The organism is Vibrio sp. 10N.247.310.17, from assembly GCF_041466605.1.
Taxonomy (GTDB): domain Bacteria; phylum Pseudomonadota; class Gammaproteobacteria; order Enterobacterales; family Vibrionaceae; genus Vibrio; species Vibrio tasmaniensis_A.
The window spans coordinates 1-19,535 of the sequence record NZ_JBFSTC010000055.1 but is presented as its reverse complement, the minus strand read 5'-3'; the positions used below and the strand labels follow the sequence as shown (position 1 = coordinate 19,535).

Below are 19,535 nucleotides of genomic sequence, written 5' to 3'. Positions count from 1 at the left end.
AAGGTCAATCATGGATAACGCGTTAGAATTTCTTCTCGATCAAGCGAAAGACCAAGAGAACCAAGCTGTATTGGCGCTGAATCAAGCGAATGTCGAGCTGCAGGGTTACTACGAACAGGTCGAACAAATTGAAAAATATCGACTTGATTACTGCCAGCAACTTGTTGACCGGGGTAAGGCCGGATTAACGGCTAGCCAATATGGTCACTTAAACCGTTTCTTAACGCAATTAGATGAAACGCTCTCTAAGCAGAGAGAAGCAGAACACCACTTTAAAAATCAGGTCGATAACTGCCAAAACTATTGGATGGAGTTACGAAAAAAGCGTAAATCCTACGAGTGGTTGATGGAGAAAAAGCAGAAAGAAAAAGCAAAGCTGCAAGATCAAAGAGAGCAAAAGCAAATGGATGAGTTCTCGACTCTGTTATATAGCCGAAAGAAGATTTGAACCTAATTCACGAATGACGCAGTGTTGCTCTGCAGATGGCAGACTTAAAACTTATAGGCATGTTTCTTGCTCTATTTTATATCAAATTGCGAGTTATGCTCACCAAAGGCATAAAAAGCACCCGACTTTCTTTTTGTTGTCTGATTCAAGGCAGCAAAGCTAGTAGATAGAGCTTGTATATATGAATGTTAGTCTTTCCTCAAATTCAGCGACCAACAAAACGTCATCGTTGTTGGACTCCGGTTCTGCCTCTTCAAAGGTAGAAGAAACTGGAGACTCTAAAGGTTTCTTTGAGTCTTTCAAAGAAGCACTAGGCTTTGAAGAAAGTGACAGTAAAGTCGCAGCAAAAGACACAGAAAGCACCGCGAAACCTGATGCTAAACAGGCCTCTACCGAAGGTGAAGCGTCATCCGAAGCGAACAAAGGTGATTCAGCTGAATCAAAGGCTACTGACGAAGTAAGCGAAGCGCAAAGCAAGCAAGCAGCTTCAGAAGTAGAAGGCGAGAAAGCTGCTGAGGAAACATCTGCAGAGGCTGTGTCTGGAACTGAGGCTAAGCTCAAAGCCAATTCGGGCACTGATAGCACTGTCGCTGATAAGGCGGATGGTAAAGATGCGCAGGTTACGACGAATGATTCTAAAGAACAGGTTGCTCAATCCCAAACTCAGGGTACATCAGCTGTAGATGGCTCTACGCAAGCATCGCAAGCTAATGCAGCGATGAATGAAGGAAATAAATTGCTTGGTCAATTGGATGAGGCAAACAAAACTCTAAATCAAGCGCCAAACGGCAAAGGCTTGCCTCAGCAAGGTCAGGTAGATAAAGCCCAAGGTAATATCTCCGGTGCTTCAGTTGCAGTAGCCTCCGTTACGGATGAGGCGAGACAACAAACGAATGCAGCAATCCAAGAGAATAGTCTTGAGGTGGATTCTGAAATCGCTGTTCTTACCGGAGGTAAGGGTGTGTCTCAGCTGACTGATGATGAAATCCGACAGTTGATGGATAAAGGCGTCACTCCAGAACAAATTGAAGCCAGTATGAACCGAGAGCTGAGTCAAAAGAATGCGGCTAGCGCCGCGGTGGCCGAACAGAGCCAAGCGATCTCAGCTGCGGATATTGAACTCGCCAAGCAGGTTGATGCCCATACCAAAGCACTAAAACAATTGAATGGACAAATCGAATCAGAACAGTCTGTTGTCGATAGCTTGCTTAAGAAGCAACAAAGTGGTGCTAAGTTGACGGTTGATGAGCAAGCCGCTTTGGCTAAAGCGACCTCTAACTTAGACCTGTTGAATCAACAGCTAACTAACGTTCAACAACAAGCAACGGCTTTGCTAAATCAAGCTCCGGCTGTGAACAGCGCGTCTGGTGAACCCGCTGCTATTGATTGGGATAATACGGATTCAAGCGAAACTAAAGCTTTAGCTGCGGCGGCATCAACAGCAGCTGTAGCGACGGCTGCACAACAAGTGTCAGCGCAGGCCGCTTCTCAATCAACAAACAATGCTCTTACGGATAAGGCAGCAATGCTGCACGCCAACAATGCACATGCAGCCGCTCAACAAGCTAATGTTGCTTCACCTCAGCAGCAAGCAACGTTGGATCCAGCTTTAACCGCGCAAGGGATCGCGATGAATGCAGCGCCAGTCACTACAAAAGCAGGCTCTACTGATGCGCTTCTTAAAGCGGGCGCAGGTGCCGCGGCATTGTCTGGTTTGGGCAAAGCCGGTGCTAAAGAAGATTCTAAAGATTCGACCTTTGCTCAGCAGATAGCCTCGGCCGCTGGCGCACAAGGTACAGCTACGGTGGGTTCAGCACCTACGCGAGCTGAAATTCAAGCGGCTCAACAGGCACCTTTGCAACTCACTAAAGAGTTAGCGAACGAGCAGGTGGCGGAAAAAGTCCAAATGATGATGTCTAAGAATCTCAAGAACTTGGATATCCGTCTTGACCCACCAGAGTTGGGGCAGATGAAAATTCGCATGACCATGAATAATGATGTGGCGAACGTGCACTTTACTGTCGGTAGCCAACAAGCGAGAGAGGTTATTGAACAAACCTTACCTCGTTTGAGGGAGATGCTCGCTCAACAAGGGATGCAGCTTGCTGAGTCTTCAGTTCAGCAACAGAATACTGGTCAGGGGCAAGACAGGTACAATAATGGCGAGCAACAATCAGGCTCTAACCGTATAAATGATGGTCAAGGTGATGAAAACCTTGATAGCAACAGCAATCTTGAATTGAATGTCACGTCAAAGCGTGATGGAATTAGTTATTATGCCTAGTATCAGGCTAAAACACTTAGCTAATAGAAAGAACCGTTAGTTAATAGAAGAACAGGAAGTTAGAGCTGAATATGGCAGAAGAACAAGAAACACCGAAAGGAAAGAGTAAGCTCCTCATTATCGCTATCGCGGTTGTTGTGCTGTTACTTGGAGGTGGTGGTGCCGCATTTTTCTTAATGGGTTCCGATGATAAGGCTGAGGGTGCTGGGTCGTCAGCTGAGGTTCAACTCATGGGTGCCGATCCAGTGGTCTATGTTAATGTGCCTCAAGCTTTCTTATTTAACGTTACGGGCGATAAGAAAGATCGCTTAGTTCAGATAAAGGTACAGCTGATGGTACGTGGTATGAAGAATGAAGTTCTCGCTCGATACCACTCTCCACTCGTTGAAAGCGCACTACTTGCTACATTCGCTTCGGCGACGGTCGATCAATTACGATCTCCTGCCGGCAGAGTTGAACTGCGGAACAAGGCGACTGAAGATATTAAAGCAAGCTTAACTCAAGCTGTTGGCCAGCCGGTAATTGAAAAAGTGTTATTCACTGACTTTGTAATTCAATAGGTAATATGTGACCGATTTATTAAGCCAAGACGAAATTGATGCGCTATTACATGGCGTTGATGATGTTGAAGACGTTGAAGATGTCTTAGAAACCGAAAGTGACAATACGGTCAATTTTGATTTCTCATCACAAGATCGAATCGTTCGTGGTCGAATGCCGACCCTTGAACTTATTAACGAGCGTTTCGCACGCCATATGCGTATTAGCTTGTTTAATATGTTGCGTAAGACGGCTGAAGTGTCGATCAACGGCGTACAGATGATGAAATTTGGTGAGTACCAGAACACACTCTATGTACCCACAAGTTTAAACATGGTTCGCTTCCGCCCGTTAAAAGGTACTGCGCTAATTACGATGGAAGCTCGGCTAGTTTTCATTCTCGTAGAGAACTTTTTTGGTGGTGATGGTCGTTTTCATGCCAAGATTGAAGGTCGCGAATTTACACCAACAGAAAGACGAATTATTCAGTTACTACTGAAAATTGTTTTTGAAGATTACAAAGAAGCTTGGTCTCCCGTGATGGGCGTTGAGTTTGAATACTTGGACTCTGAAGTAAACCCAAGTATGGCTAACATTGTGAGTCCAACCGAAGTGATTGTTGTGAGTTCATTTCACATTGAAGTCGATGGCGGCGGCGGTGATTTCCATGTGGTTATGCCTTACTCAATGGTTGAGCCGATTCGTGAACTGCTGGATGCTGGTGTCCAATCAGATAAAATGGAAACCGACGTTCGTTGGAGTTCAGCATTGCGTGATGAAATCATGGATGTGCCAGTCAACTTCCGTGTCAATTTGCTCGAGCAAGATATCTCTTTGCGTGATTTGATGGAACTTCGTCCTGGGGATGTTATCCCGATGAATATGCCTGAGCATGCAACCATGTTTGTTGAAGAACTGCCGACCTATCGTGTTAAAATGGGCCGTTCCGGAGAGAAGCTCGCGGTACAGATTTCTGAAAAAATTGAAAGACCTCATGTGGTCAAAACCGATCTCGCCTTTCTTGGCAAAGACTTAATGTCTGAGTTGGAAAATAGCGAAGATGAAGAATAGCAAAGTAGATAAAAGTATAGGAATTGGTAATGGAACCTAGTGAAGATCAAAAGCTAGCAGACGAATGGGCTGCAGCACTTGGTGAAGACCCTTCAGCACCGTCAATCGATGTTGATGATGTTCTCGCGGCACCACTTGATGAGTTAACCGACTCATCGTCTCCAATTTCAGAAGATGAGCGTCGTAAGCTGGATACCATTATGGACATCCCAGTGACTATCTCAATGGAAGTCGGCCGCTCTCAAATTAGTATCCGTAACTTACTTCAATTGAACCAAGGTTCGGTTGTTGAGTTAGATAGAATTGCTGGTGAGTCACTTGACGTGATGGTTAACGGCACTCTGATTGCTCATGGAGAAGTGGTTGTGGTGAATGACAAATTTGGTATTCGTTTGACAGACGTTATTAGTCAAACAGAACGAATTAAGAAGTTGCGTTAATGAGCTTCTTGTCTCAAAGACTGGCGGGCTCTTCTCTCGGAATGACAGGTTTTTCTCGCAGAGTCTTGGGAGTAGGGCTACTTGCTACTCCTTCTATTGCCTTTGCGGCAACGCCTCCTTCTCTCGATTTAGCGACCACTTTTGGGTCGCTAATTTTCGTTATAGCCTTCATTTTATTTATTGCTTGGCTACTGAAGCGAATGCAAGTGCCTGCGATGTCGAATCAACAAGGTTTGGCTATTATTAGGCAAATTCCGGTAGGCACAAAAGAACGTATCGCTATTGTACAAGCGGGCGATGAACAGTTCTTGGTAGGCATTACCACACAATCGATTCAGCTGATCTCTAAGCTCGATAAACCTCTTACTCAGGAGATGCTGGAAAAAAGTACATTTTCAAGTCAGCTTTCCCAGCTAATAAAAAAAGATGCAAACAAGTAACGGATTTTTGAATCCATTTTACTTTTGCCATGCCGGATTTTTCCGTACGGTGAAAGCGTGGTTGGTTCAGCTCATTATATTCTGCTCTCTCGTATTTAGCGTGTCAGTATTTGCACAGGTTGAAGATGGCACTGTCATTCCTGCGAATACCGCTGGATCTGAGTCGGTCACCATCAGTACGATGCAGCAAGATCAAGCCAAATCGAAGACTATGACCACTGGTAGCTTAACCGGTAATGGTGGCGGTATCCCTGCGTTTACCATGACCACCAATGCCAATGGCGGTGAAGACTACTCGATTAACCTGCAAATTCTTGCGTTAATGACCATGCTTGGCTTCTTGCCGGCGATGGTTATTTTGATGACATCGTTCACCCGCATTGTGGTTGTGATGTCTATTTTGCGTCAGGCAATGGGTCTTCAACAAACACCTTCAAACCAAGTGATTATTGGCATTGCGATATTTCTGACCTTCTTCATCATGTCGCCAGTAATCAGTCAGGTTAATGAGCAAGCCGTTCAGCCTTATTTGAATGAACAGATATCAGCGCGACAGGCATTTGATGTTGCCCAAGGGCCGATTAAGTCTTTCATGCTTAAACAGACTCGAATCAAAGATCTTGAAACTTTTGTTGAGATATCCGGTGCGCAAGTAACTAACCCAGAAGATGTTTCAATGGCGGTTCTGATTCCCGCGTTTATCACGTCTGAATTGAAAACAGCTTTCCAGATAGGCTTTATGTTGTTCTTGCCGTTCCTAATTATCGACTTGGTGGTGGCATCAGTTTTGATGGCCATGGGTATGATGATGTTGTCACCAATGATTGTATCGTTGCCGTTTAAGTTGATGTTGTTCGTCCTTGTTGATGGTTGGAATTTGATACTCTCCACACTCGCCGGCAGTTTTGCCTTGTAGCTGGGGGAAGCATGAATCCTGAAATATTCGTAGATTTGTTCCAAGATGCCCTTTGGATGGTACTAATTATGGTGTGCGCCATAATTATTCCTAGCCTGCTGATTGGTTTGGTTGTGGCTGTTTTCCAAGCGGCTACTTCGATCAATGAACAAACTTTAAGTTTCCTACCACGTTTGATCGTGACGTTATTAGCGTTGATGATGTTTGCGCATTGGATGACCCAAATGATGATGGAGTTCTTTTTCGAACTCATCGAACGCTTGCCACAAGTTCTTTACTAAACCGATATGGAATACCCAACGAGCCTTGTACTAGAGTGGTTAGCCAATTATTTTTGGCCCTACACTCGCATCTCAGCCATGCTGATGGTGATGACAGTAACCGGTGCACGCTTTGTGTCGCCGCGTATTCGTCTGTATTTAGGTTTAGCGATCACCTTTGCGGTGATGCCTGCGATCCCCGCTGTTCCTAAAGAGATTGAACTGCTCTCTTTCCAAGGTTTCTTGACTGTATTTGAACAAATCGTGATTGGCGTTGCCATGGGGTTTGTCACCCAATTTATGATTCAAACTTTCGTAATGCTCGGCCAGATCTTGGGTATGCAATCAAGCTTGGGTTTCGCCTCTATGGTGGATCCGGCTAACGGGCAAAACACGCCAGTACTGGGCCAATTGTTTATGTTGCTAGCGACCATGTTTTTTTTGGAGACTGACGGTCACCTGAAAATGCTGCAGCTGGTGGTGTTCAGCTTTAAGACTTTACCCATTGGCAGTGGAAGTTTGACCTCTGTTGATTATAGAGAGCTTGCTCTGTGGTTGGGTATCATGTTCAAAACAGCATTAGCAATGTCATTGTCTGGTATTATTGCGCTGCTGACGATTAACCTTTCGTTTGGTGTAATGACGCGTGCGGCGCCTCAACTAAATATCTTTTCTTTGGGTTTCTCATTTGCGCTACTCGTGGGCCTATTGCTTTGTTGGTATATCCTTGGCGGCTTGTTTAGTCACTATGAGTTATTTTGGATACAAACCGAACAACAGATATGTCGTCTAATCAGGTTAGAGTGCTAGGAGACTAAAATGGCAGAGTCAGACGGTCAAGAACGCACGGAAGACGCCACGCCCAAACGCTTGCAACAGGCCAAAGAGAAAGGGCAGGTTGCAAGGTCAAAAGAGTTAGCGTCGGCGTCGGTACTTATTGTTGGTGCGATTGCTTTAATGTGGTTTGGTGAATCGATGGCGAAAGCTTTGTTCGAAACAATGCAACGTCTGTTTTCTCTGAGTCGGGAAGAAGTTTTTGATACCACAAAACTTCTCGAAATTGCGGGTGGCGCATTAGTGAACCTGTTGTTCCCGCTGTTCTTAATCCTGATAACCTTATTTGTTGCAGCCGTCATTGGTGCGGCGGGTGTCGGGGGGATTAATTTCTCTATGCAGGCGGCGATGCCTAAGGCGTCTAAGCTAAACCCACTCAGTGGTATTAAGCGTATGTTTGGCCTGCAGAGTTGGGTTGAACTGTTGAAATCTATCTTGAAAGTGGCACTTGTTTCGGGAATGGCCATCTATCTTATTCAAGCTTCTCAACACGATTTAATGCAACTGAGCATGGAGGTATACCCACAGAATATCTTCCACGCTTTAGATATCTTGCTTAATTTTATTCTGCTGATCAGCTGCTCTTTACTTATCGTGGTGGCGATTGATATCCCGTTCCAGATTTGGCAACACGCCGATCAGCTGAAGATGACCAAACAAGAAATTAAAGATGAACACAAAGATACTGAAGGTAAGCCTGAAGTTAAGGGCCGCATTCGTATGTTGCAAAGAGAAGCTGCCCAGCGCCGTATGATGGCTGACGTACCTCAAGCGGATGTGATTGTGACCAACCCGGAGCATTTCTCGGTGGCTCTACGCTATAAGCAGAATCAAGACAAAGCCCCCGTTGTAGTTGCGAAAGGTGTTGATCATATGGCAATGAAGATCCGTGAAATTGCCCGTGAAAATGACATCTATATTGTTCCTGCGCCACCATTGGCTAGGGCGCTTTATCACACTACCGAACTAGAACAACAAATTCCTGACGGTCTGTTTACAGCAGTTGCTCAAGTGCTTGCATATGTGTTTCAACTAAAACAGTACCGAAAACGAGGCGGAGAGAGGCCAAAACTCCAAGATTCTAATATGCCGATCCCACCTGATTTACGACATTAGATCAATTGCTTGAGCTCTGCTTGATGAACCCTGATAATAGCGGGCTAGCTAATCCTCTTTTTAGAGAGGCGATGGCAATAATTTGACGAAAAGTGTTGGTACAGTGTTTGCTATATCAACCCCGAATATTATAAGCCGATCATTAATAACCTTAGCATTGTAAATCTGAGTATTATAAGCCCAGTCATTATAAATCCTAGCGTTATAAATCCCGAGCATATAAAGCTTAGTATTATAAACCTGTGCATTTGAACCTATGCACTATAAACCATAGCAACATAGCTTAGACCTGAGCCTCAAATAGCTTAGTGAGATGGCTACAACATAGCGAAACTGTCTAGACTTATGAAATTCTCCCTGCCTTTTGCGGACAAGCTGCCTAAAATCCCTAATCGTGCGATGCCTGCAATTGGCGCACCCGTTATGGTACTTGCGACGCTCGCTATGGTGGTGTTGCCAATACCAGCCTTCTTGTTGGACATGTTCTTCACTTTCAACATTGCACTGTCCATGGTTGTGTTACTGGTTTCGGTTTATACCCGCAGGCCTTTGGACTTCGCTGCATTCCCGACCGTACTTCTGATTGCGACTCTACTTCGATTAGCTTTGAACGTTGCTTCGACACGTGTGGTATTGCTTCATGGTCACGAAGGTGGTGACGCGGCCGGTAACGTTATTGAAGCCTTCGGTAACGTGGTGATCGGCGGTAACTACGCGGTAGGTCTAGTGGTGTTCTTGATTTTGATGATCATCAACTTCATGGTTGTAACCAAAGGTGCGGGTCGTATTTCGGAAGTAAGTGCACGTTTCACCTTAGATGCCCTTCCGGGTAAACAGATGGCAATCGATGCCGACTTGAATGCGGGTTTGATCGACCAAGATCAGGCTCGTACTCGACGTTTTGAAGTGACCAAAGAGGCTGACTTTTACGGCTCGATGGACGGTGCATCTAAGTTTGTTAAAGGCGATGCAATAGCCGGTATCTTGATATTGTTCATCAACATCATTGGCGGCTTGAGTATCGGTATGGCTCAGTTTGACCTTGGTTTTGGTGAAGCCATCGAAATCTATACGCTACTGACTATCGGTGATGGTCTGGTTGCCCAAATTCCATCGCTGTTACTTTCTATTGCTGCGGCGATGATGGTAACGCGTCAAAATACTGATGAAGACATGGGCGAACAACTTGTCTTCCAAATGTTCGATAATCCTAAAGCCCTAATGATCACCGCTGCTATCCTCGGCATCATGGGTATTGTTCCTGGTATGCCACATTTCTCCTTCTTGAGCCTTGCTGTGGTTGCTGGGGCTGGGGCTTACTTTATCGATAAAAAGAACAAGGCAAAGGTAGAAGAGAAAAATCTACCTGCAACCGCTAATGCCAATGGTGATAAGCCCGCATCGCAAAAAGAACTGTCTTGGGATGATGTTCAACCGGTAGATATTATTGGTCTCGAAGTGGGGTACCGCTTGATTCCTTTGGTCGATAGAGACCAAGGTGGAGAATTGCTTGAGCGCGTGAAAGGTGTACGGAAAAAGCTGTCTCAAGATTTTGGTTTCTTGATTCCAGCCGTACATATTCGCGATAATCTGGAACTGACACCAAACAGCTATCGAATTACCCTGATGGGGGTAGCGGTTGGTGAGGCTGAGATCAAGCCGGACATGGAGCTCGCGATTAACCCTGGCCAAGTCTATGGGATGATAGATGGAGAGCCGACGATTGACCCTGCCTTTGGCCTTGAAGCCGTCTGGATTCGTGAAGAGCAGCGTGAACACGCACAAGCCTTAGGTTATACGGTTGTAGACTCTTCAACCGTACTTGCCACACACCTTAGCCAGCAGTTAACGAATAACGCTTCACAGTTGATTGGCCACGAAGAAGTTCAAAACTTACTTGAGATGCTTAGCCGATCAACACCTAAGCTGGTGGAAGGTTTTGTACCGGATCAATTACAGCTTGGTGTGGTTGTTAAAGTTCTACAAAACCTACTGAATGAAGCGATTCCAATTCGTGATATTCGAACCATTGTCCAAACTTTGTCGGAGTACTCTTCTAAGAGTCAAGAACCTGACATATTAACTGCAGCTGTTCGTATCTCACTAAAACGACTAATTGTTCAAGAAATCAATGGTATAGAGCCAGAATTACCAGTTATAACCTTAATTCCTGAGTTGGAACAAATCTTGCATCAAACCATGCAGGCATCCGGCGGAGAATCTGCTGGTATTGAACCTGGTTTAGCCGAACGTTTACAGACCTCACTCAGTAACGCGACACAAGAGCAAGAACTGAAAGGTGAGCCGGCGGTATTATTGACCTCTGGTGTTTTACGTTCGACTCTGGCTAAGTTCGTGAAAAACACGATCCCAAGCTTGAGAGTATTATCTTACCAAGAGATACCAGATGAAAAGCAGATACGTATAGTACAAGCTGTTGGTAATTAAGCCGCCTAATTAGAACGGACGATCGAATTGAAAATTAAACGATTTTTTGCAAAAGATATGCGAACAGCTCTGCTCCAAGTTAAAGAAGAACTTGGCTCAGAAGCGGTGATCATGTCTAACAAAAAGGTCGCAGGTGGTGTGGAAATTGTTGCCGCTATTGATGGCGATTCCAGCCCGTCGACAGCAAGTCCCAGACTCAATAAACCTCAGCAGCCTACGCAAAGCCAGTACACTCAAATGTCTGAGCCCAAATTGCCAACTGGGCGTCGTCAATTAGATGATGACAAGGTTAGCATCCAGCCGAATGCAGAAGGTGGACGCTCAATGACCAAGCGCTTTGCGAATATGCTAAAGCAATACAGTCATGGCGCCGACGATGAGCAACAACATCGCGCTGAAAACGAAGACTCGTTATCAGCATTGCTCAATCGCCAGTCAAGTAACGGTCATCAACCTCAGAGTAGCCAGCATTCTAGCGGCAGCCTTGACTCGGCCTTTGCTCGTGAAACGGGTTTATCTAAATTGATTGCCGAAGATCGCAGAGTAGAGCGTCCAGCACCTCGCTTAGATCCTACCCGTTATGATCGTGGTCGAGAGAATGCTCAATCCAAAGGTTCAGATACTGAAATGGAAACGATGCGCGACGAGATGACTTCAATTCGTCGTTTGTTAGAGCATCAAGTATCTGGGCTCATGTGGCAAGAAGTCGAACGTCGCGAACCTTTGCGAGCGATGCTTATCAAGCGCCTAGAACGTATGGGTGTTTCGGCAGAACTCGCCGATCAAATGGCCTGTTACATTCCAGAAGACACAAAACCAGCACGAGCATGGAAAGCCTTGCTTGCTCTGGTCGCTGATCAAATCTCAGTAACACAAAAAGATATTTTAAAACGCGGCGGTATTGTGGCCTTACTTGGCCCGACTGGCGTAGGTAAAACAACAACCGTTGCTAAGCTCGCAGCCCGCGCAGCAATGGAGTACGGTGCAGATAACGTAGCGCTTGTGACAACGGACACATATCGCATAGGTGCACATGAGCAGTTATCGATTTATGGTCGAATTATGGGTTGTCCTGTAAGAGTTGCTAAAGATTCTAGTGAATTGGCCGATGTAATATATCAGTTACGTAATCGTCGCCTGATTCTAGTCGATACTGCAGGTATGGGGCAGCGAGATGTTCGCCTATCTGAGCAGTTAGACACATTGATGCAAGAGAGTGGTTCCGTTATTAATAGTTACCTTGTGTTACCCGCAACCGCGCAACGCAAAGTACTACAAGAAACCATTGAACACTTTAGAAGAATCCCGCTGTCGGGATGTATCCTGACGAAGCTGGACGAATCACTTAGTTTGGGTGAGTTCATCAGTGTGGTAATACAAAATGCATTACCAGTTGCTTATATAGCAAATGGTCAACGAGTTCCTGAAGATATCGTTATTGCTCAGCCAAAGTACATGATTGCTAAGGCCAATGAGTTATTAGAAAAATCGACAGAGAATGAACCTCATTACTGGAATAGCGATTCTGAAGGGCTCTAGGCGGCGGATAAATATGAATGAGAATATGATACACGATCAAGCTAGCGGCCTCCGTCGCTTAACCCAGCCTTCACTCACAAAAGTTATCGCTGTAACGGGTGGCAAGGGAGGCGTAGGTAAATCGAATGTAACGTTAGGTATGGCTATTTGTATGGCTCGCCAAGGCAAGAAAGTCATGGTACTGGATGCCGATTTAGGATTAGCTAACGTAGACATCATGCTCGGCATTCGTTCTAAACGAAATCTTGGGCATGTGTTGGCTGGCGAGTGTGAACTTAAGGATGCGATTGTCGAAGGGCCGCACGGAATTAAAATTATTCCAGCGACATCAGGCACACAAAGCATGACTGAACTTTCACACGCTCAACACGCCGGGTTGATTCGTGCTTTTGGTTCGCTTGAAGACGAGATGGATATCTTATTGGTTGATACCGCAGCGGGTATATCCGATATGGTCATCAGCTTCTCAAGAGCTGCGCAGGATGTGGTTGTGGTGGTTTGTGATGAACCAACGTCGATTACTGATGCATATGCATTGATTAAGCTGTTGAGTCGAGAGCACCAAGTTCAGCGATTCAAAATTGTTGCAAATATGGTCAGAAGCTACCGAGAAGGCCGAGAATTATTTGCAAAGTTGACTTTGGTCACAGAGCGCTTCTTGAATGTGAGCCTCGAACTCGTAGCATGTATTCCTTTAGATGATAAAGTACGTCAATCAGTTAAGAGACAGAAAATCGTAGTCGATGCGTTTCCTCGCTCTCCAGCTGCATTGGCAATCAGCTCTTTGGCTAATAAGGCATTGACCTGGCCAATACCAAAAACACCAAGCGGACACTTGGAGTTTTTTGTTGAAAGGCTGCTGAACCGTACTGAATTTATAGAGGAACCATTTGGTGAATAAAGCGCTTACTTACGATCAACATGCTAATCACAATAGCCAGCAGGCTTTTTTTGAGAAGTACTCTGTGTTGGTTAAGCGTATCGCTCATCATTTGTTGGGGCGATTACCGCCTAATGTATTAGTTGATGACTTGATTCAAGCCGGCATGATTGGCCTGATTGAAGCGCAACAGAACTATGATGGTACCAAAGGCGCAAGCTTTGAGACGTACGCAGGTATTCGAATTCGTGGGGCAATGTTGGATGACATTCGCCGCGGGGATTGGGTCCCGAGATCGGTTCATAAAAACAATCGAGAAATCAGTAGTGCAATCGCGGAATTAGAGGGCACTCTCAATCGCGATCCCAGTGATGCTGAGGTGGCAAAGCACATGGGGCTGAGTTTAGACCAGTATCACAGTGCTTTAACTGATATTAATTGCTCAAAATTGGTAGGGATAGAAGACTTAGGTGTCTCTGATGATGTAATATCTCCGAATGAAGATTCTCAAGATAATACGCCTTTTCAAGGGGTTGCAGATGAATCATTCCGCCAAGCTTTGATCGACTCGATAAAACAACTTCCGGAAAGAGAAGGCCTCGTGCTTTCGCTTTATTACGACGAAGAACTCAATTTAAAAGAGATTGGGGAAGTATTAGGTGTCAGCGAATCTCGTGTCAGCCAAATACTAAGCCAATCTATGCAGCGTTTACGCACTAAGTTAAGTGCTTGGACACAGAACGACTAACAACACTGATTTTATTCAGTGGAGGCTAATTTGAACAAAAACATGAAAATTCTCATTGTTGATGATTTTTCAACGATGCGCCGAATTGTTAAAAACCTACTTCGTGATTTAGGTTTCAACAACACTCAAGAAGCAGACGATGGCTTGACCGCGTTACCTATGCTGAAAAAAGGCGAATTTGATTTCGTGGTAACTGACTGGAACATGCCGGGTATGCAAGGTATTGATCTTCTAAAACACGTCCGTGCAGACGCTGAACTTAAGCACCTTCCAGTGCTTATGATCACAGCAGAAGCTAAGCGTGAGCAGATCATCGAAGCAGCGCAAGCGGGTGTTAATGGTTACATTGTGAAGCCGTTCACTGCCGCAACTCTAAAAGAGAAACTCGACAAGATTTTTGAGCGTTTATAAGCACTCATAATAACCTGTTTCAGGCGCTTCATAGAGAGACATTAACTTTTTTGTTTCCCGTTTACCTCTAAAGCTGAAGCGTCACAAACTATGCGGAGTAAGGCCGGACTCAGGATGATTTCATTAGAACAAGCAAAAAAATTAGTAGAGCTGCTTGAAAACGACGAGCAGCAAGGTGCTGATTCTCTTGTTAGAAGCATTTATGAAGATAATTTTAATCTTCAAGATAACCCAATGCTTCAAGAAATAGGCAGTCTGACTCGTGACCTCCATGATTCTTTGACACAATTCAACTTTGACGAGCGTATTAACGTTATCGCAAATGATGAAATCCCTGACGCCAGGGATCGCCTTCAATATGTCATTGATAAAACGGAAGTTGCGGCGAACAAAACGATGGACGCTGTCGATCGCTGTATGCCAATTGCAACTAATTTACACGAGTGTTTACTTCAAGTAAGGCCTCAATGGAATGAACTGATGCATGGCCGCATTGAGCTAGTAACATTCAAAGCTTTATGCCACCGCATTGATGGATTACTTGTCCAAGTAGAAGGTGATAGTACTGAACTACGTGGACAACTGACTGAAATCTTGATGGCTCAGGATTTCCAAGATTTAACTGGGCAGATTATTAGCAAAGTTATTACCTTGGTGAATGAGGTTGAAGGACGTCTGGTAGAGATTCTCACCGTATTCGGTGCGAATCAAATAGAACCAACACCAGAGACAGATAAGAAGTCATCTATTGCTCCAGAGGGTCCGATCATGAACCCAGAAGCTCGTGAGGATGCTGTTGCATCTCAAGATGAAGTCGACGATTTGTTATCCAGTCTTGGATTTTAAAGGTAACGTATGAGCTACGATTTAGACGAAGATATTCTTCAGGACTTTTTAGTCGAAGCAGGAGAGATCCTCGAACTTCTATCAGAACAACTGGTAGAGCTAGAGAATAACCCTGACGACAAAGAACTACTAAACGCTATTTTCCGTGGTTTCCATACAGTAAAAGGTGGTGCTGGTTTCCTAGCATTGACCGAGCTGGTGGATACTTGTCATGGTGCTGAGAATGTGTTCGACATTCTAAGAAATGGCCAACGCAGTGTAACATCAGGACTGATGGATACGATGCTACAGGCTTTAGATACAGTCAATGTACAGTTTAAAGCCGTGCAAGATGAGGAAGCTTTAGTACCAGCAGACCAATCTTTACTGGATGAACTTCATCGCCTCTGTAAGCCAGAGTCTGAAGATGAAGTTGTGGCAGTAGAAGCTCCAGCACCGGTTATCTCTGAGCCTATCGTTGCAGCTCCGGAACCTACTGTTGAAAGTTCAAACATCAGTGCATCTTCCGTGGATGATATTTCTGAAGATGAATTTGAGCGTTTACTTGATGAACTTCACGGTAAGGGTGGTTCACCAACGACATCATCTGTAGACACACCAGCGCCAGCACCTGTGGCACCTCAGCCAGTAGCTGCGAGTGGTGACATTACTGACGACGAATTTGAAAAGTTGTTAGATGAGTTGCATGGTGCAGGTCAAAGCCCGACAGCTGCAAGCTCAACGCCACCACCTCCTCCAGTCGCTCCTGTAGCCAAAGCACCAGTAAAGTCTGAAGGCGATGACCTAATGACTGATGCTGAGTTTGAGAGTTTACTTGACCAGTTACACGGTTCAGGTAACGGCCCTTCAATTGAAGAGTTGGATGCTGCGACTAAGCCTGTACAAGCGAAGCCTGAGCCTGTTGCGCCGAAAGTCGCTCCTAAACCACAGCCTGCTCCTGTTGCTGTAAAAGCAGAACCTAAGCCTAGCGTACCAGCAAAAGCTGAAGTTAAAGCGCCTGCGAAGAAGCAGCAAGCTGAAGCCACAGTTCGTGTTGATACATCAACACTGGATACCATCATGAACATGGTGGGTGAGCTAGTATTGGTCCGTAACCGTCTTGTTAGCTTAGGTTTAAACAGCAATGACGAAGAAATGTCGAAAGCTGTCTCTAACTTAGATGTTGTTACAGCTGACCTACAAGGTGCAGTAATGAAGACGCGTATGCAGCCGATCAAGAAAGTATTTGGTCGATTCCCACGCGTTGTCCGTGACCTTGCTCGTACCTTGAAGAAAGACATCGTTCTTGAAATGCGTGGCGAAGAAACGGATCTTGATAAAAACTTAGTAGAAGCACTTGCTGATCCCCTGATTCACTTGGTGAGAAACTCTGTAGATCATGGTATCGAAATGCCGGACGACCGTGTTGCTGCGGGAAAATCTAAAACCGGTAAAGTGATTCTGTCCGCCTCTCAAGAAGGCGACCACATTGAACTGGCTATCGTTGATGATGGCGGCGGTATGGACCCTGATAAGCTTCGTGCTATCGCGGTTAAGCGCGGTCTGATGGATGATGATGCAGCGTCTCGCCTAACAAATAAAGAGTGTTTCAATCTAATCTTTGCTCCTGGCTTTTCAAGTAAAGAAAAGATCTCAGATATCTCTGGCCGTGGTGTAGGTATGGACGTTGTGAAAACAGCGATCAACACACTGAATGGTTCTATTGATATCGATTCAGAGATGGGCCAAGGCACCAAGATAACCATTAAGGTTCCGTTGACACTTGCGATTCTACCAACCTTAATGGTCGGTGTTGCGGGTCACCCGTTCGCATTGCCACTGGCTTCTGTAAATGAAATCTTCCACTTAGACCTAAGCCGCACAAACGTGGTTGATGGTCAGCTGACTATTATCGTTCGCGATAAGTCTATTCCACTGTTCTACTTACAAAATTGGCTTACACCTAAAGAAGGTCTTGTTGAAGGACGTCAAGGTCATGGTCATGTTGTTATTGTGCAACTTGGTAGTCAACGTGTTGGTTTTGTTGTAGATGCGCTTATCGGCCAAGAAGAAGTGGTTATTAAGCCACTTGATAAGCTTCTTCAAGGCACGCCAGGAATGGCAGGTGCGACAATTACAAGTGACGGTCACATAGCATTGATTTTAGATGTGCCGGACTTGTTGAAGCAGTACGCAGCTGCATCAAGAATTTAACTTAAGGATAAATATGGCGATTAAAGTATTAGTCGTTGATGATTCGAGCTTCTTCCGTCGTAGAGTAAGCGAGATCATCAACTCGGAGGCTCGCCTAGAAGTCATCGATGTAGCAGTAAACGGTAAAGAAGCGGTTGAGAAAGCGAAAAAGCTAAGACCTGACGTAATTACTATGGACATCGAGATGCCTGTCATGGACGGTATTACTGCCGTTCGTGAAATTATGGCTGCGTCTCCAACGCCTATTTTGATGTTTTCATCGTTAACGCATGATGGTGCAAGAGCAACGTTAGATGCGTTAGACGCGGGTGCTCTAGATTTCTTACCTAAGAAATTTGAAGACATCGCTCGTAACCGTGACGATGCTGTCGCATTGCTTCAACAGCGCGTGATTCAGATTGCTGCAAAGCGCGCGTTTATGCGACGCACTCCTGTTGCGCCAAGAGCTACTGCAACAGCTACGGCGTCAACATCAGCGCCATTGCGCCAATCTATTTCAGCAACAGCCCCTGCTGTTAAACCAGCGGTTGCTTCAACCGCGAAATTCAGAGCCTCGGGTAAAAAGTATCAATTAACTGCTATTGGTACTTCTACTGGTGGGCCAGTTGCACTACAGAAAATTTTGACACGCATCCCTGCCAGCTACCCACATCCGATTGTGTTAGTGCAGCATATGCCAGCAACGTTCACCGCTGCTTTTGCTAGCCGATTGAATACCTTGTGTAAGATTGAAGTTCGTGAAGCTCAAGACGGAGACCTGTTGAAACCTGGGGTGGCTTATCTTGCTCCAGGCGGAAAGCAAATGATGATTGATGGTCGCCCGGGTTCGGCGCGTCTGAAGATTATCGATGGTGGTGACCGAATGAACTACAAGCCTTGTGTGGATGTCACTTTTGGTTCTGCAGCTAAGATCTACGGCGATAAAGTGTTGTCTATGATACTGACCGGTATGGGTGCTGATGGTCGAGAAGGTTCTCGCATGTTAAAAACAGCGGGTTCGACCATTTGGGCGCAAGACGAAGATAGTTGTGTTGTATATGGTATGCCTCAAGCTGTAGCAAAAGCTGGCATTTCTACTGAAGACCTACCTCTAGACCGCGTTGCGGAACGGATTTTGGTCGAAGTTGGGTTAGCTTAGGTAAATCGACATGATTGTTTGGAGTGTTGCAAACCAAAAAGGTGGCGTTGGAAAAACGACGACGACAGTGACCCTAGCTGGCTTACTTGCCTTAAAGGGTCATCGTGTGTTGTTGGTTGATACTGACCCACATGCATCACTAACCACCTATTTGGGTTACGACTCAGATACGGTGGAATCGAGCCTGTTTGATCTGTTCCAGCTGCGTGAGTTTTCTACGCAAGCTGTGAGAGCGTTGACTATACAGACCGAAATTGAAGGTATCGATATTATTCCCGCACACATGTCATTGGCGACATTAGACCGTGTAATGGGAAATCGAAGTGGTATGGGGTTGATCTTAAAGCGTGCTTTGGCCGCTTTGAAAGATGACTATGACTACGTGCTTATCGATTGTCCGCCTATTCTTGGTGTGATGATGGTGAATGCGTTGGCTGCCAGTGATCGTATCTTGATTCCGGTACAGACTGAATTTTTGGCGATGAAAGGTTTAGAGCGCATGATTCGCACTCTAACTATTATGCAGAAGTCTCGCAAAACACCGTTTAAGGTGACGATTGTCCCGACGATGTACGACAAGCGAACGAAAGCATCATTGCAAACATTGACTCAGCTTAAAGATGACTATCCAAACCAAGTTTGGACCTCTGCTGTGCCGATTGATACCAAGTTTCGCGATGCCAGTCTAAAACGTTTGCCAGCATCTCATTTCGCATCGGGTAGCCGTGGTGTATTTGCTTATAAACAGCTGCTTATTTATCTCGAGAGGTTAGCGATAAATGAGCGCGAATAACGAATCGACATTGACGCAACCAAGTTTATCGAGTGAACAAGCAATCGATGATTACTTTACCGCGCTGTTAGGCGATGAAAACTTTGAATCTGATGCTTTTCTTGTTGACGAGTCTAGCGACGAATCACAAACTAAAGAGCCAGAGCCAGAGCCAGAGCCAGAGCCAGAGCCAGAGCCAGAGCCAGAGCCA

General features: G+C 45.3%; 19 protein-coding genes and 1 pseudogene. All 20 read left to right on the top strand.

The window, feature by feature from the left end; all coding sequences use genetic code 11:
* Window positions 1–10: 10 nt before the first annotated feature.
* On the top strand, window positions 11–448 hold the full coding sequence (gene fliJ / locus AB6D80_RS15280; RefSeq protein ID WP_009848549.1) for a flagellar export protein FliJ: 438 nt from the start codon (window positions 11–13) through the stop codon (window positions 446–448).
* A 181-nt stretch (window positions 449–629) separates the two neighbouring features.
* Window positions 630–2,732: a flagellar hook-length control protein FliK gene (locus AB6D80_RS15275; RefSeq protein WP_371703592.1), complete on the top strand. Its 2,103-nt coding sequence runs from the start codon at window positions 630–632 to the stop codon at window positions 2,730–2,732.
* Between the two features lie 71 nt (window positions 2,733–2,803).
* On the top strand, window positions 2,804–3,292 hold the full coding sequence (fliL, locus tag AB6D80_RS15270; RefSeq protein ID WP_009848547.1) for a flagellar basal body-associated protein FliL: 489 nt from the start codon (window positions 2,804–2,806) through the stop codon (window positions 3,290–3,292).
* A gap of 7 nt (window positions 3,293–3,299) precedes the next feature.
* Window positions 3,300–4,343: a flagellar motor switch protein FliM gene (gene fliM, locus AB6D80_RS15265; RefSeq protein ID WP_009848546.1), complete on the top strand. Its 1,044-nt coding sequence runs from the start codon at window positions 3,300–3,302 to the stop codon at window positions 4,341–4,343.
* Between the two features lie 29 nt (window positions 4,344–4,372).
* A complete protein-coding gene (gene fliN / locus AB6D80_RS15260; protein WP_004739851.1) occupies window positions 4,373–4,783 on the top strand; it encodes a flagellar motor switch protein FliN in 411 nt (136 codons plus the stop codon).
* On the top strand, window positions 4,783–5,223 hold the full coding sequence (gene fliO / locus AB6D80_RS15255) for a flagellar biosynthetic protein FliO (protein ID WP_065678595.1): 441 nt from the start codon (window positions 4,783–4,785) through the stop codon (window positions 5,221–5,223). Before fliN ends, fliO begins: the two co-directional genes overlap by 1 nt.
* Entirely contained in the window at window positions 5,210–6,139 is a 930-nt protein-coding gene (fliP, locus tag AB6D80_RS15250) for a flagellar type III secretion system pore protein FliP (RefSeq protein ID WP_371703587.1), read from the top strand. The genes fliO and fliP overlap by 14 nt, the downstream gene beginning before the upstream one ends.
* 11 nt (window positions 6,140–6,150) lie before the next feature.
* Window positions 6,151–6,420 carry a flagellar biosynthesis protein FliQ gene (fliQ, locus tag AB6D80_RS15245; RefSeq protein WP_009848543.1) on the top strand — a complete coding sequence of 90 codons (270 nt, stop codon included), beginning with the start codon at window positions 6,151–6,153 and terminating at the stop codon, window positions 6,418–6,420.
* Between the two features lie 6 nt (window positions 6,421–6,426).
* A complete protein-coding gene (gene fliR, locus AB6D80_RS15240) occupies window positions 6,427–7,209 on the top strand; it encodes a flagellar biosynthetic protein FliR (RefSeq protein ID WP_009848542.1) in 783 nt (260 codons plus the stop codon).
* Between the two features lie 9 nt (window positions 7,210–7,218).
* Window positions 7,219–8,349 (top strand): flagellar biosynthesis protein FlhB, encoded by a 1,131-nt coding sequence (flhB, locus tag AB6D80_RS15235; RefSeq protein WP_009848541.1) that lies wholly within the window; start codon window positions 7,219–7,221, stop codon window positions 8,347–8,349.
* 345 nt (window positions 8,350–8,694) lie between these two features.
* Window positions 8,695–10,797, top strand: a complete 2,103-nt coding sequence (gene flhA / locus AB6D80_RS15230; protein ID WP_009848540.1) for a flagellar biosynthesis protein FlhA — start codon at window positions 8,695–8,697, stop codon at window positions 10,795–10,797.
* A 27-nt stretch (window positions 10,798–10,824) separates the two neighbouring features.
* Window positions 10,825–12,336 carry a flagellar biosynthesis protein FlhF gene (gene flhF / locus AB6D80_RS15225; RefSeq protein ID WP_135384033.1) on the top strand — a complete coding sequence of 504 codons (1,512 nt, stop codon included), beginning with the start codon at window positions 10,825–10,827 and terminating at the stop codon, window positions 12,334–12,336.
* A 13-nt stretch (window positions 12,337–12,349) separates the two neighbouring features.
* Entirely contained in the window at window positions 12,350–13,237 is an 888-nt protein-coding gene (locus AB6D80_RS15220; RefSeq protein ID WP_009848538.1) for a MinD/ParA family protein, read from the top strand.
* Entirely contained in the window at window positions 13,230–13,964 is a 735-nt protein-coding gene (locus tag AB6D80_RS15215; RefSeq protein WP_009848537.1) for an RNA polymerase sigma factor FliA, read from the top strand. Before AB6D80_RS15220 ends, AB6D80_RS15215 begins: the two co-directional genes overlap by 8 nt.
* A 42-nt stretch (window positions 13,965–14,006) precedes the next feature.
* Window positions 14,007–14,375 carry a chemotaxis response regulator CheY gene (gene cheY, locus AB6D80_RS15210; protein WP_012603445.1) on the top strand — a complete coding sequence of 123 codons (369 nt, stop codon included), beginning with the start codon at window positions 14,007–14,009 and terminating at the stop codon, window positions 14,373–14,375.
* 114 nt (window positions 14,376–14,489) lie between these two features.
* On the top strand, window positions 14,490–15,221 hold the full coding sequence (locus AB6D80_RS15205) for a protein phosphatase CheZ (RefSeq protein WP_017101967.1): 732 nt from the start codon (window positions 14,490–14,492) through the stop codon (window positions 15,219–15,221).
* Window positions 15,222–15,230: 9 nt separating this feature from the next.
* The gene (locus AB6D80_RS15200; protein ID WP_371703583.1) at window positions 15,231–17,414 is read left to right on the top strand and encodes a chemotaxis protein CheW; all 2,184 of its coding nucleotides are present in this window, start codon (window positions 15,231–15,233) and stop codon (window positions 17,412–17,414) included.
* Window positions 17,415–17,427: 13 nt separating this feature from the next.
* A complete protein-coding gene (locus AB6D80_RS15195) occupies window positions 17,428–18,552 on the top strand; it encodes a chemotaxis response regulator protein-glutamate methylesterase (RefSeq protein ID WP_371703581.1) in 1,125 nt (374 codons plus the stop codon).
* A gap of 10 nt (window positions 18,553–18,562) precedes the next feature.
* Window positions 18,563–19,345, top strand: a complete 783-nt coding sequence (locus tag AB6D80_RS15190) for a ParA family protein (RefSeq protein WP_009848532.1) — start codon at window positions 18,563–18,565, stop codon at window positions 19,343–19,345.
* A pseudogene (locus AB6D80_RS15185) lies at window positions 19,332–19,535 on the top strand (chemotaxis protein CheW); the annotation flags it as partial. The gene AB6D80_RS15190 and the pseudogene AB6D80_RS15185, both read left to right, overlap by 14 nt.